The organism is Arthrobacter sp. GW822-FHT05G07 (genome assembly GCF_058799755.1).
On record NZ_JBXALT010000014.1, the window covers coordinates 130,977 to 145,699 of the forward strand.

At 60.6% G+C, this 14,723-nt stretch carries 9 protein-coding genes; 7 read left to right on the plus strand and 2 right to left on the minus strand.

Annotated features, from left to right (window positions below; all coding sequences use genetic code 11):
- Positions 1 to 19 precede the first annotated feature (19 nt).
- From AC1RJY_RS21660 to AC1RJY_RS21690, 7 genes are all read left to right on the plus strand, one after another.
- Positions 20 to 3,166 carry an AfsR/SARP family transcriptional regulator gene (locus AC1RJY_RS21660; RefSeq protein ID WP_498603470.1) on the plus strand — a complete coding sequence of 1,049 codons (3,147 nt, stop codon included), beginning with the start codon at positions 20 to 22 and terminating at the stop codon, positions 3,164 to 3,166.
- A 40-nt stretch (positions 3,167 to 3,206) separates the two neighbouring features.
- The gene (locus tag AC1RJY_RS21665) at positions 3,207 to 4,181 is read left to right on the plus strand and encodes a hypothetical protein (RefSeq protein WP_498603471.1); all 975 of its coding nucleotides are present in this window, start codon (positions 3,207 to 3,209) and stop codon (positions 4,179 to 4,181) included.
- Positions 4,182 to 4,329: 148 nt separating this feature from the next.
- Positions 4,330 to 5,508, plus strand: coding sequence for an ATP-binding protein (locus AC1RJY_RS21670; RefSeq protein WP_498603472.1), 1,179 nt, complete (start codon positions 4,330 to 4,332; stop codon positions 5,506 to 5,508).
- A 248-nt stretch (positions 5,509 to 5,756) separates the two neighbouring features.
- Positions 5,757 to 6,284 carry a 3'-5' exonuclease gene (locus AC1RJY_RS21675; RefSeq protein WP_498603474.1) on the plus strand — a complete coding sequence of 176 codons (528 nt, stop codon included), beginning with the start codon at positions 5,757 to 5,759 and terminating at the stop codon, positions 6,282 to 6,284.
- A 641-nt stretch (positions 6,285 to 6,925) separates the two neighbouring features.
- Positions 6,926 to 7,183, plus strand: coding sequence for a hypothetical protein (locus AC1RJY_RS21680; protein ID WP_498603475.1), 258 nt, complete (start codon positions 6,926 to 6,928; stop codon positions 7,181 to 7,183).
- A gap of 231 nt (positions 7,184 to 7,414) precedes the next feature.
- Entirely contained in the window at positions 7,415 to 12,640 is a 5,226-nt protein-coding gene (locus AC1RJY_RS21685) for a CHC2 zinc finger domain-containing protein (protein ID WP_498603476.1), read from the plus strand.
- A 24-nt stretch (positions 12,641 to 12,664) separates the two neighbouring features.
- The gene (locus tag AC1RJY_RS21690; RefSeq protein WP_498603478.1) at positions 12,665 to 13,255 is read left to right on the plus strand and encodes a helix-turn-helix domain-containing protein; all 591 of its coding nucleotides are present in this window, start codon (positions 12,665 to 12,667) and stop codon (positions 13,253 to 13,255) included.
- Positions 13,256 to 13,313: 58 nt separating this feature from the next.
- On the opposite strand, the gene AC1RJY_RS21695 is transcribed toward AC1RJY_RS21690, so the two are convergent.
- Positions 13,314 to 14,018, minus strand: a complete 705-nt coding sequence (locus AC1RJY_RS21695; RefSeq protein WP_498603480.1) for a hypothetical protein — start codon at positions 14,016 to 14,018, stop codon at positions 13,314 to 13,316.
- Positions 14,019 to 14,021: 3 nt separating this feature from the next.
- The gene (locus tag AC1RJY_RS21700; protein WP_498603482.1) at positions 14,022 to 14,303 is read right to left on the minus strand and encodes a hypothetical protein; all 282 of its coding nucleotides are present in this window, start codon (positions 14,301 to 14,303) and stop codon (positions 14,022 to 14,024) included.
- Positions 14,304 to 14,723 lie beyond the last annotated feature (420 nt).

A 14,723-nucleotide genomic window follows, 5' to 3' on the forward strand; every position in this document is an offset into this window, starting at 1 on the left:
ATCGAGTAAAGAGGTTGTCATGAAGAAGGCCATTGCAGGAATCGGAGCGCTGCTCCTCCTTGCGGTACTACTGATAGGCATCCCCGCCGCATTGATCTTCCTGGCAGGGAACCCAATACCCGAGTCGTGGGACGCCTTGGTGCAGGGGGTCACTAACGACTGGACTGGGTCATTCCTGGCAGCCCACATCCTGCCCATCGTTGGGTGGATTGCATGGGCTTGGCTCGCCCTAGGCATCCTTTCAGTGATCCCTTCGATGATCCGCGGCATCGAACCCCCACGCATCAACGGTCTTGCTGTTGGCCAGCAGGCTGGTAGGGCACTCTTTGGCACCGTCCTTGTCATGGTTACAGGCTTCACCGGAATCGCCGGTGCGAACGCAGCCGAACCCCTCACGACGAGCCCCCACAACAGCATCTCCGTCACCCAGGAAGCTGCAGCTCCTGCCACCGTGAAGGAAACACCAGCTCCGGTGGCGCACGTGACTACGCCCACCAACCCAACGGTGACCGTCAAAGACGGCGACTCCCTGTGGTCTCTGGCTGAGGCCCACCTAGGAGATGGAAACAGGTTCGGGGAGATCGCTGAACTGAACTACGGCGGAGCCCAAGCCGATGGCCACACCCTGGGCAAAGATCACTTCATCAACTCGGGATGGGTATTGAAGCTCCCTGCTAACACTCCTGTTGCGCAGGATAAGGACATCATCGTCCAGCCTGGCCAAGATCTGCCCGGCATCTCCCAGACTGTGTACGGAACTCCGGATAAAGCCGACGAGATCTTCAATGCATCACGTTCGATCGTGCAGGCTGACGGAAGCCAAATAGGGGTTACCGGGATAGTGGCCCCTGGGTATCGCCTGGTCGCCCCGGCAACCGGAACTCCCGCGCCGGTCATCACTCCTGCCTCTTCGACCCCTATCCAACCGGCCCCTGCCGCAGAAGCCCCCGCTCCCGCGGCCGAAGCGGTGACACCTACACCGGAGCCCGATCTCGGAGCTGCTGACCAGAGCATCAGCCAACCCACCCAGAGCGAGGTCGCGGCGTCTCCGGCAGCGGCCGAACAGGCTCCCGCTGAAGCCGAAACCACTCCACTCACCGAAGCAGAGAACATTGCTTCCGCCTCCGAAGAAGAATTCCCGGTTTCAACCCTGTGGGGTGCTGGCGGGGTCCTTGCCGCCGGCGTTCTGTCCGTCCTGGGATTGCGGCGACTTCAGCAACAACGCCGTCGCCGCGCCGGCGAACGAATCGCGATGCCGAACGCGGACATCGCGGCCGCGGAGCTTGAATTGCGCGCAGTGGAGGATCCCGCTGGCGTGGAAGACATCGACCGCGCCCTCCACTACATCGCCACTTGGGCCCACGATCACGACCTGTCTCTGCCGAAGCTTTTCGCTGTACGCCTCTCGCCCCGCAGTGTCGAGATCTACCTTGACGAGGCCGCCGACCTTCCAGCGCCCTTCGAAGCCGTCTCGGATGACAACTGCGCCTGGGCCGTCAACCCCCGGCTAATCCCAGCCTTCGACCCGAAAACGGCCGCCCCTTACCCGGCCCTGGTTACCCTGGGCCAAGATGCCGCAGACGGACACATCCTGGTCGACCTCGAACAAATCGGTTCCCTCGCTCTGACCGGCAGCCCGGAAACCACCCACGGCGCCTTGGTGGCTCTGGCCATCGAACTCGCCTGCTCCAAGTGGTCCGAGGATCTTCGGATCAGCCTTGTAGGCTTCGCCCCGGAATTGCCGGCAGCCTTCGACACCGGCCGCGTCCGCCACATCAGCGACCTTGAGCAGCTAATCAGCGAGCTCGAAGCCCGAACCTCAGCAGACGGCCCTCTCCTGGACAGCATGGGCTACGCCAGCAGCCACGATGCCCGCATATCAGCCCGCAACGAAGACCCATGGCCGCCCGAAATTGTCCTGCTTTCCGAACTGCCTGCAGGGAAAGAAGCCGAACGGCTTAAGAACCTGGTGGAGAAGCTTCCACGCATCGGCCTGGCCGCTGTCTCCAAAGGCCGGCTCAGCGGCGATTGGGCCCTGGACATAGACGAAAACCGCTCAGCAAGCCTGGCTCCTGCAGGCCTGACGCTCACCGCTCAAACTGTCGATGAAACCAGCTACACCAAGATCCTCGAAGCCCTCCGCACGACCCTGGCCGCACCTGTTGACACCGTAAATAAACCAGAGCCGGTTACCGTCCCCGCCGTCCAGGCAACGCCTGCAGCTGCCCCTGAGCAGGGCGCAGAGCAGCCAGCCACAGCTGACGTACCTGTTGATTCATCGGAACCCGGTGATGTTGAAGCCACACCTGAATCGGGCAAGGTCCTGGAGATCGGTCACCGCACACGACGTAGGGCAGTGCCGGCCGAGGAAATCACCGTTGAACTGCCGGACGCACCCTTCATTCGAGTGCTGGGTCCTGTCAGGGTCGAAAACGCCAAAGGCATCGACCCTTCGACAACCAAGGGAGCCAGCGCAGCCAGGTGCAAGGAAGTCATCACCTTCCTGGCTCTCCACCGCCACCAATCCACCGAAGAGTACGACCAGGCAATTCACCCGAACACGGTCACGACGGCCAACATGCGGAATCCACTGGCTTCCCGGGCAAGGCGTTGGCTCGGTGCGAACGCCGAAGGCATGGAGTACTTCGCCAAATTCAGCGCCTCCAACTCCTACACCTTGGCTGAGGACGTGCGGACGGACTGGTCCGTCTTCCAGGAACTCGTGGGTACGGATCCCATCGACGCTTCCACAGCACGCCTGGAAGCAGCATTGGAGCTGGTCACGGGCCAACCCTTCCAAGGGGTGCGAACCTCTGCAGGAGCGGGCCGCAGCAGCTGGGCATGGTCCGAACCGGATCAGCAAAACATGATCGCGGCCATCAGCGACGTCGCCTACGAACTCGCAGAACGCGCAGCAGAGACCGCTGACGCCGAACTGATGCTCAAAGCTGCCACGCGCGGGGCAATGGCCTCTCCGGCATCTGAAGCTCACATACGCCACAAACTCGCCGCCTACGCGCACCTGGGCGACCAGGACGCATTTGAGTCCACCGTGGCCGCGCTCTACAGCCAGTGCGAGGCCTTGGAAGAAGAAGGGCCTGAACCGGAAACAGCCCAGCTCATCGACGCCTTGAAAGAGCGCTTCGATAAGAGGAAAGCAGGATAGCGTAATCACACGTCCGCGACCTTCATGGGGGAGAAGCGCAATGACCGTAACAGCGAAGCCCGCCAGGCACATTCCTAAGGCCAGGCATGTCCCCACCGGGGTCACCCATAACGCCAACGACATCACCAAAGACAGCCCACTGAAGCCCGGGCCTTGGGTGTGCGCAACTGAGACCTGCCCCGTCACTTACACCAACCACCGGGCCGCCTCCTACGCCAAGGAAGCAAACGCAGAGAAACGAATAGTTCGCAGCGCCACGTTCGTTGTCCGCGGAGAAGCGCTCCACAGCCCTGATTGTGTTCACAACCGTCCTGAGGCAAAGAAACGCATCGCGGCCAAGCACCCCGAAGTAGTCAAGGTCAGCAGGACCATGCTCTTCTTGGACATCTCCACTCCAACACCGACCCAACAACGAGCCGTGACTCGAACCAAAGGACACCCCAACCGCAAAGACCCTCACCACCCACAAACACCGATGATCAAAGAACCATCCGTCGATGCCGACCGCTACAAGAAGGTCCTCCGCGCCGCCCGCAGCATGGAAAAGCTCATCGCAAGCTACGGTGACGACCCCGAAGCCCTCACTGAGCACCAGATCCGCTTTGACGGCCGGACATTCGATTGGCTCCAATTCTGCTTCGGACCCGACACAAACAGCCTGATCATGTTCAACACCGTCAATGAAGCCCGCGGTACGCAACGCATCACCATGAAATACCGGCCATTCCTGGTCCGTGGCTATGTGAAGGCCACCAGGATCGCGAAAAACGGCAACCCCTTCTTCGTCCTCCAATCGGAGGAAGCCCACAACGGTTCCGGCACGGATGGCGAAAGCACCGTGCGGGTCTTCGCACCAATCGACAGCCCTGCGGGCAAGGAAATCCAAAAGCTAAGGTCCGGCGCCGCTGTCACCGTACTCTCCATTCATGACGGCCGCCTCACCGGCCTTGACGCACCTCTGCTGAACATCAAGGAAGCCTCACAGCTCTTCACTCACAAGGAACTGAGCTTCTGACGCCACCCATGTCCACCACGTCGTTTGGCCCGACCGTTCGCTGGTGCCGGGCGTTACTCGCTACCCAACTGAGCAATGCACTTATAGAGAGTTCTACAGAGTTCTAAGGAAATCCCAATATGTCAGTAGAACTTGCTAGGTTTGAGGCATGCAGCTTGAACTGAACCCGTACAACCCCGGCTCCGGGGCGCAGCCCATGCACCTGGCTGGCCGTGATGCCGAGATTGCCGCATTCGATCTTCTGATCGTCAGGACAAAGCGACACCTGCAATCACGGCCCATGGTCCTTTCCGGTCTGCGAGGGGTAGGAAAAACGGTCCTGTTGAGGCGCCTGAAGGGACTGGCCGACCACCATGCGTGGATCACCATCAAGCTCGAAGCGCGCAGAGGTGAGAGCGCCCAACAAGAAGCCCGGAAGGTCATTGCCGCCGAGCTGCAAAGCGCTGCCCGCCGGCTTGTACCTTTTCTCAACGCTGGAGACTATGTCCGCAAGGCACTGTCGACGGTTACCTCATTTACGGCGACAGCTGGCGTGAAAGGGATTTCATTAGGCGTCGGTCTGGATCCGACACGGGCATCCACCGGCCATCTGGAGATCGACCTTAGGGACCTCGTTGAGGACCTCTCAACTGCCTTGAAGAAGCAGCGCAGCGGATTCGCGATCTTCATCGATGAAATGCAGGACCTGGACGACGAACTGCTGGGTGCACTCATTGCCGCTCAACACCACGCCAACCAGGAACAGCTGCCATTCTTCGTCATCGGAGCAGGCCTTCCGAACCTTCCCGGCCGCCTGGCAGAGATCCGCAGCTACGCCGAAAGAGCCTTCGACTACCGCATCATAGGAAAGCTCACCCCAGACGCGGCCCGGGACGCATTCACCCAGCCAGCGCAGTCTGTCGGCCAGCACTACTCCCATGAAGCACTGGAACTGATGCTCGAAGCCTCGGGACTTTACCCATATTTCGTACAGGAATTCGGCAGCGCCATGTGGGAATCCGCCCTCAAAAGCCCCTTCACCCGCGAGGACGCGGAAGCAGCGATCACGCTAGGTCGCGAAAAGCTGGACGCCGGCTTCTTTGTTGCCAGATGGCAGCGGGCAACGGCGGCCGAGCGCCGCCTCCTCCACGCAATGGCACAGGACGGTGAGGGGCCCTCCAGCACCGGAGAAATCGCAGCCAAAATGCGCAAGAAGCCCACAGCATTGGGTCCTGCCCGATCATCCCTCATGGACAAAGGCCTGATCTACTCTCCGGAGTACGGCCAAGTTGCATTTACCGTTCCTGGGATGGCGGGCTTCATCGCCCGCCAGGAGCTACTGGACTAGTAGTCTGACGGGCATTACTCCGCCGATCAGCGCCTTCCGAACTTGAACCAACAAGACCACCGAATGCTCGGCACCGCCGACTGCACTTTAGTTCGGGATGAGCTCGGGACCTTGTCTTGATCGGAGCCTTTTTCGCCTGGAACCTGAGCGCGTGCCCGATCTGTATCATCTTGTTGCTCAGCCCAGGTGCGTGAGGGTCACCTGTCAAGCTTCCTTTGATTGTCAGTGCCCGCGGTTAGGCTGCCTGCATGATTCGGCCGCCACTACGTTCAACGCCCGCCGTCTTCTGCGACGTTGAAACCACCGGCCTGGGGCCCACTGCGGAGATCATCGAAGCTACAGTGCTCGACGTAAGGGGTAGGCCGCTCTTCGACAGCCTCATACGTCCTGCCGATCCATATGGCTACATTGCCGAAGAGATCCACGGCATCAGTGCATCCCAGCTGGCGGCCGCGCCGTCGTTCGCGGAGATCGCTGACCAACTCCGGAGCACCTTGGAGGGGGCAATTCTGGTTTGCCATAACGTCGAGTTCGACGGAGGCATGCTCAGCGCCTCCTATACCGCGCACGGGATCCCGGCCCCGGCTACTGCCGGCACCATGTGCACGATGGAGGAAGCCGCGCAGCTGCTCCGGCCTGGGCGACGCATAAGCCTCTCGGACGCGATGGACGAACTTCGGATTCCTCGGCCAGATGGCGTGGCCCACCGCTCTGGGTTTGATGCCGAATGCACCAGGCGGATCTGGAACTCCCTACAGTCCAAAATCGCCGCCTGATCCGGGCCCGTTTCCTCCTGGATGAGCGGGACGTTTCGTCCACATCGGCACGTTTCGCCGTCCAGTCCGGCAAAACCCGCCTTAAGCCTAAACCGCCACAACAGGCCCGGTTCCCAACGCTGGAGCCGAATTTGGTCATCCAACCCGGCATGGATGAGAAGTGGACGAACCTGGCCAAAGAACCCCTTTTTGGCCACTTTTCATCCATATCCTGCTGATTTTCGGTCGAAAAACTGGATGGGGTGGGAAGGTGGGACACCCACGACCCCCTCCTGACCTGCGGAAATGCTCGCTGTCCCACCTTTGAAATCCGGTCGTTTTCAAAGGTGGGACAGGCAAAAACCGAGTGATTACGGGGAAAAACAGGGCATTTGCGGGCTTTGTCCCACCTGTCCCACCTTCTCAGCAACATATCCCCCTACTCCTGCGCACGCGCGTATGCGCGCGCGTGCGCGCGCGAGGCCCCATCTGTCAAGAAAGAAGATCCGAAAATCTCTAAGTTGGTCTGTCCGGTTTCGGGAAACCTCTGCACCTTTCCCCTATAGAGACCCAAAGAGAAAGACCGGTGACATGCTCCAATACGACACGCCGCCACGGAATAGTTCAGTCATCTTGTCGCAACTTAACGCTACGTTGGGCGCATGTCGGAAACGAGTCGCAGCTTCGGGGAACGAAAGGGCGCATACGTGCGCCTTCCTGAAGATCAATACGAGCTTTACGACGCCAGAGCTGCCCAGGAAGGCCTGGACCTCGGCCCTTGGATCGCCAAGAAACTCGCCTTACACGAGGGTGAACCTATCCCGGACTTCGTCGGACGGATCAAGCGCCGCAAGCGCAGCAAGCGCGACGCCATGGCAAGTCACGACCAGAATGATCGGGAGGGCAACCCCGCCGCATAAAAAAGAACCAGCCGCCCTGGTAAGGCAGCTGGTTCCAAAAGTTAGTGGTTCAGAGCTAGTCGCCAAACTCGCTGAACCGGATTCTTCAGTTATTTACTCGGAAGGTTCTGCATCCCCGAGGGGATCAGCTACGACCAAGAAAGGTTCTGTTGTATTGAGTCTAACCAACTTGCCGCAAGTTGGGCCAGATTTTGATCGACGCGTGTCTGCCTACTTTCGTGAGGGGCGGGTATGACGTCCCCATTCTCTGAGCCTGCATCCCGTTCGTCACTCGACCGGGTCATTACTGCGTTGGAACGCATGAACTACCCGACAAAGCGGTCGGACCGGTTCATGACCCTTTGCCCAGTGCACGCAGACAGGTCACCCTCCATGCACGTGACCTGGACTGACGGAAAGGTCATGCTCTACTGCTTCGCCTGCTCCCAATCAGGTGCAGCCACCTTCGAAGACCTCGCCCGCGGCATCGGCCTGGAGCCCTCAGACCTCTTCGATGCCCCCCTGCCACCCAAAGACGACCGACCGCGCGCTTCCGTAACTAGGAAACCCGTTGAGCGGCGGGTACAGCTCCCGGCCCCCGTCGAGGCTGTACAGGAGAAGCCCAAGGAACCGCGGCACCGCTTCCAGCGCACGGTCACGTACGACTACGTCGATCTTGAAGGCACCATCGTTCAGCAAGTATTCCGCGAGGAATGCACCATCAAGGCCCACCCGGCAAAACGCTTTACCCAAGCGTTCCTGGACAAATCCACCGGCGAAATGGTCAATAAGAAGCCCGAGGGCTTCATTCCCACGCTCTACCGTCTCGCAGAGGTCGTGGAAGCCATCAAGGCCGGCCGAAACGTCTACCTGGTTGAAGGTGAGAAGGACGCCGATACGGCCGCCGCGAACAAACTTGTGGCCACGACCAACGCACAAGGGTCCGGAGCATTTCCCGCCGAGCTGGCGTCCTGGTTCGTCGGTCACGAAGCCCAAGGTGAGTCTCTGCAGTCCAGAGTCCGGGTCGTCGCTGACCGTGACCTGGCTGGCTACCGGCGAGCTGCTTCGCTGTACCGTCTGCTGACCGAGACCGGGGCGAAAGCCAGCATCGTGCTGCCGGCCACGACGGAAGACAAGTCCGACCTGACGGACCACTTCGCAGCGGGCTACAGCGCTGGCGACCTCATTACCGTTCCCTTGCAAACGGTCCAGCTGATGGCTCAAGTGGAAGAGATCAGGCTCGCTCGAAAGACCGTAGACCAAGCCTGCGAGCAAGCTGAAGCGCGTCAGGCACTGGCCTTGAAGGGCGGCGCAGAGGAAGAAGCGGCTGAGAACGCCGAGTCCGCCAAGGTGTGGGCTAAGGAAGCCACCCGTCGACTCAGCAGGATCCGTGAGCTCGCGGATCTGCCCATGGAGATGCGGACCTCAGACGCGCATCTGGCCACTGCCATCACTGATGTCCGTGACCAGGCGTTCGCCCGGGTAAATGACCTTCACACCTCCCTTGATCTTCCGGTTCCTCCCAGCGTCCTGGATCTCAAGGGCGGCACTGTGGTCTCCCTTGCAGCTGCTGCGGCCAGCCGTCATGTTCCGGGAACAATGGCCGATGACCCCTCGCCCAGCACGCCCAACAACGTGGTGCGCTATGCGGTACGTCGCGGTGAAACCGTGAAGATCACAGAGTCCTTCAAGGACGATGAGGTCAAGTATCGATACGACACCGTCATGAACTGCTGGGCAGAGGTGCTTGACCAGTTTGTTGAGGACAACGGCGTGGAGAGCGAGTTTTCCCGCCCGTCTTTGGGCATGCGTTTGAAATTCTGCCGGTGGCGTCGTGACCAGGCGGGAAAGCCAATCCGTCAGCCAGATGGCACCATCGAGATCGATGAGCAGATCGTCACTTGGGATGCTGAGACCATCCAAAAGGGCCGCTGGGCTGACCAGATTCCCTGGTACGGTGCCAACGCCCTGGCTTCCTCCAGCCGCCGGGGTAAGGACAATGCCTTTGACGGGATCCTCAAGGCGGTCCAGGGGCCTTCCACGACCACCCCGAAGTTCACGTCCACTGGATGGCGGGAGACTCCTGAGGGCCGGATTTTTGTCCACGCCAAAGGTGCTATCAGCGCCGCTGGTTCCATCCCCGCCGATGTTGTCCTTCCCGATGCCTTCGGTGTTTACGGCATGCCGGACCCGACGACGGACGCCGGACGGCTCCGCGATGCCTGGAAGCAGGGGATTGAGCCGGTTCTGGAGAGCCTCCCGGCCCGGGTTATTTACCCTCTTCTTGGATTCGCCTGCGAATCCGTCTTCGCTGACCGGATCAAGACGACTTTGCACCTTCAGGGCGGTTCGGGTTCCTACAAGACGGCCACGATCGCTTTGGCCATGCAGCTGTTCGCACCGGGTATCTTCTACCGCGGACAACGCGAAGTCATCTCCGGATCCAACGGTGGTGGCTCGCCGCTGGGTGTCATCAGATCAGCATCCGTGGCGACCAACCTGCCCGTGCTCGTTGACGACTTCGCTCCTGACGGGGACCCCAAAAAAGCCCAGAAAAAGCTGGGCGAAGTAGCCAGGCTCAACTACAACGGCACCATCAGGGCCGTAGGCACGGTCAACGGCGGTGTCCGTAACGATCGTCCGCTGCATGCCGGAATCATCACCAGCGGTGAACTAGGAGCTGAAGACTCGGCCGAGACACGTTTGCTGACCGTCCCGCTGGCGCCCGGTGATATTCCGAATGCCCAGGAAGTACTTCCTCGCCTTGAGAAGGTCGTAGCACGCCGGTCCCGGGCCCTTTTGGGCTCATCTCTCATCCAATACCTGGCCACGGCCATGGATAAGGAGATCGAAGAACGCCGGTACTGGCAGGACAACATGGATGCCCCGGGCAACCCCTACAGCTACTGGCTCCAGGCCGTCCAGTCCCTGCCTCACGATGCACGCCTTCATGGCCGGTACTCCGATGCCGCTCAGTGGTGCTCTCACGGAATCCGGCTGTTGCTGCGCATGCTCGTCAACCGCGACGCCCTCACCATTGAGGAAGCTGAACAGGCACAGCAGGCCGCTGATCGTGGCATCTTCGAGGCCCTGTCCTTGCAGAACGACGTCGCCGGCGACTCCGCCCACCGCCTGGTCAGCTACCTGCGCGATGCCATGGCCTCAGGTGAAGCTCATATCAGCGGTCCTGACGGGGACACCCCCGAAGATCCCGTTGCCTGCGGTTGGACCCGTAAAGGCTACGACAGCGCCATGACCCCTTTGTGGGTTCCCACTGGAACCAGGATCGGTGCCATCAAAAACGGCAGGATCTTCCTGATCCCTTCAGTTGTAATGGGCGCGGCCAACCAGATGGCTTCCCGCGCTGACGCGACATTCGGTGAGTCGCCGGTCTCGATCAGTTCAGCCATGCTCTCCCACGGCTGGATCACTCCGGACAGCGACGGAAAACACTCCGTGCAGCGCCGTATTGCAGGTAAGAAAATGCGCGTCTGGGACATTCCTGCCGAAGTCTTGTTCGGCAGCGATGACGACGAACACCCCGCAGATCCAAATACCCCTGGACATGACCTGCCACCATCCCCGCCGCTGTTTCCCGGCGGTTCATCGACATCACCTTCCCCTGGGACGTCCACCTCGGAGTCCTGGTTCGACCTGAATGAGGAGCCCATGGCGCAACGCGAATTCATCGATGCCACCGGCGAAAAAGTGATCATGGAAGTCCTGGATCCCTACGAGCCCTGTGTCATGTGCGAAGAAACGGCCGCCGGCAGTATCGACGGGGCCCCCATGCACATGCGCTGCTGGAATGCCGCGATGGAACACCTCATGCGGACCCAGGCCGGGCAGCAGCAGGAACCTGCCGCCTCAGCACCCGCGATCCCTGAAACTCCCGCGGCACCGCAACCTTCGGTCCCCGTGGCTCAGCCTGTCCCTGAAGAGACGACCGATGTTCAACAGATCTCTGACGAAGATCTTCCCCCCGCAGTGGAGGAACCGGAGAGTGAATCCTCCCAGCTGCCCACCTTCGCTGCAGCGTGTGCGGTCCTGGACACGGACGGGATCCACCTTCCTGGCCTGCCCGTGCGTTCCCTCGATGCTTTCCCTGCCCACATGGGAGAGATTGCCGAGCTCGTAGCGGGCCTGAATCTGGGCACCATTGTGCGGCGCAGTAAGAACCGGGCCGGCAAATGGAATTACAAAGCCGAGCAAGGACAGTTGTATGTCACGGCGGCCGCCACGCAGCAGCTGCTGGGGCTTGACGAGCTTCCCAGCGACCAGCGGAAACGCTCAGCCCTGATCCGTGAGCACACCACTGGCCATCCCTTCGTCACCACAGCGTTGGAAGATGGCTGGTCCATGAGCAAAGAGGGCAAGCACCTCGAAGGAACCACCCGCATGTGGCGCAAGGACGACTCCCGACGGGCCATGATCACGTTCGTTCCCATGCTGGACGATGACGCCTACCCCGCAATTGCCGACTACCCGAAGAAGGGCAAGCCCAAGGTAGCAAGCGCAGCCTCGATCGCCACACGGTTCCAGCGATTCGCTGAAGCCCTGGAATACCCTTACACGGTCTCGGCAGCCAGCACCGGCCTGAACCTCATGGTCGAGCTTCGTAAAGACCGTGAGGACACGCTGAAGGCCTACGAACCTGCCCCGCCGGCACTGGTTCCCAGCCTGGTGCTTGACCACAACTGGTCCCGCAAACCCACCGCCGAAGAACAGGGCCACAAATACATCCACGGCTATGACCGCGGCGCCAGCTACCTGGCTGCAACGGACACCAACTTCGGCGTAGGAGCACCTGTCCACGTCGACGCGCCGGCCTTCGATAAGAAGACCTTCGGCTACTGGCTGGTCGACGTACCCGAGGCCGCAGAGTGGCTTTACCCTTCGGTGTTCAACCCCGCCACCCGCGGGTTGCCCGAAGAGTTCTGGTACACCACTGAAACCCTGGCCTATGCCCAGGAGCTCGGCTACGAGATCCGCCCCAAGGAAGCCTGGATCTGGCAAAAATCCAGTCGGCTCCTCAGCGGATGGGCGAAGCGCATCATCGACGCCAGGACAGCCCTCGATACGCCGGATCCTGATGACCAAGCAGCCCGCGACATCGTCAAGGCCCTCTACGTCCGCACCCTGGGCATGGTCGGCTCCCACCGCCTGCAGGCCGGCCGTGCCGGCTACGCCCCGGAACGGTACGACGCGATCAAAAGCCGCGCCAACGCCAACATCCTCCGCCGGGTTGTGAACATCGGCAACGACACCGGCCGCTGGCCGGTAGCCCTCTGGACCGACGTCATTGCCTACACCTCCAACGAACCGGACCCCATCAAAGCCTGGCCGGGGGAGGCAAAACACTTCGGCCGTGGCGCAGGCATGTACAAGGTCTACGGCACCGCGGAACTGTCCAAGGTCACCAAGCACCTGACAGGCCGAGGGCTGGAGATGCCCACCGTTCCTGAACTCTTCGTCTAACCCGCTTCGGAAGGGAGATCACCTGTGTTTGAAGAACCCACCGCCCCCAAACCTGCGGAACGCCGGAGCTTGTTCTTCGGCGCGCTGACAGGGCGCACCGATGCCGAAGTAACAGGAAAATCCGGCAACGTAGCAGGAATGCTGCGCACCCTGTATTCGCGCCCTGACGGCAAGATCAGCAGCAAAAACGCGGCCAAAGACCTGGGCGTCAGCCAGCGGACCATTCAACGCTGGGTCAAAGGCGAACAAGCACCAAAGGCCGGCAACCTGGGCAAGCTCAACACGGCCGCCAGAAGGGCCGCCACAACGAAAGCAGGCCGCAGGAAGGCCGTGCAGTCACAAAAGCACAGCCGCCTGGCCCAAAGAGGTGCAAGACTGACCATCCGCGGCAATCAAGGCGTACCCGGATCCAACCGCCACGGAGACTCCTACACTCGCTTCCGAAGTGCCAGCCTGCAACTGACCCCGGTCGAGTTCCAGGACTTGCTTGACGCCTATGCCGAACACGGAGACACCGGCCTTCAGCAGTACCTTCAGGACGAATACACCAACAAATACGGAGCCGGCACCTGGAACGTGAACTTCATCAGCGAGCTGGAGCTACACGACCTCTAACTTCGGAAGCCCACCGAGAACGCGAAAGCCCCCGTCTTCTGAGACGGGGGCTTCTTCCTTAGGAGGCCTTTATCTTCTCGTAAGCCGAGAGGGCGGGAACGCCAGCCCCACGTAGGACGGCAGCGCTCTTCCCTTGAAGCCGCCCGGTACCTTCCACCGATTCCAAAGCCGGGATACTTACCCGCCAAGGAGCCGAATCCTCAAGCAGCTGAAAACGAGCGGACTGCGCAGCAAAGTAGTTCGGGAAAATGTGCCGGGCCAGAATTCTGCCGCCACCGGCACCAGCTGTGATCCTTGAAAGTGTCTTCTCGCTGAGGGCGCCGGTGCGGGGGATCCACACGCCCAGCTTGGGGAACCACACCACATAGAGGACATGAGGCTGATCCCAGCCGCGGGAGCGCCACTCTGTTGCCTTAACACCCTTCAAATGCAAAGTTGCGTTGCCCTCAACGGCCAAGGCGTGCTGAGTTCGCTCCTGATCATGAACCAAGTCGCTGACAGCCAGCACATCCCAAAGCGGCTTCCTGCGGGCAATGGGGAGGCCCTTACGAGCCCAGCGCCGAACACTCCCAGGAGTAACGCCGGCAACTGCAGCAGCCCTCCGGGCATCAAGCGTACCGGCAGGTCCGTATGCGTCCAGGGCCAAAGAAATTACAGTCCGTGAATAGGGCGCGTCCCACCAAGACATGCCCTCAGCAGCATACTCGGGGCCGGCCAACTTCTCCTCGGGGAGACCTAGCAGTTCGGGAACGCGGACCATCACTTATCAGTCCGTGGGATCTTCCGAAACAGGCACCTCGGACACCTTGGCGGGGCGCCCCACCCTGTTGGGGTTTCGCTGCTCCCTGAGCTTGATGTACTCCTCAACCTCCTGGCGACTGTAGATCGTCACTTTCTGAACTACAGGCTGAGGGAACTCGTGATCCCATTTCGGCAGCTTCTTCCTGGCATTGGAGGCCTGCTGGGAAACACTGGCCGGCTTTATGCCCATCAAAGAGGCCACCTCGTCAGTAGTCAGCCAATCGCGGCCTAGCTCCTTGGGCGCCACAGCACCCTCCTCTCACTTCCACGTACAACAAAAAACCGGGTGTTCCCGATCAATCCAATATAGATCAGATAGATAAACTTTGAAACCTTGACTCCAGCACATAACAAAACAACAACGGAGACGCATTAGGAATCCAAGCACCAAGTGGAAGCCACGTAAGGCCATATCAGGAAAAAAATAAAAGGGACACAAGCAATAGCGCTCTCGAACCCAACCAAAACACCCATCCCAGAACCCACTCCCGGAACCCCGAAAATCCTCCAAAACCAAGAGCAGTCGCGCATCAAAGCCCGAATCGCGCAGCGATTCGACCGGCCACCAGAAAAGCCCACCAGGCACCACAAGGAAAGCTCAGCGCACCACTCACGCTGGCTTGCCAGCGAGCGGTTCCAATTGGCAGCGCAGCTGCCAATCCTGCTA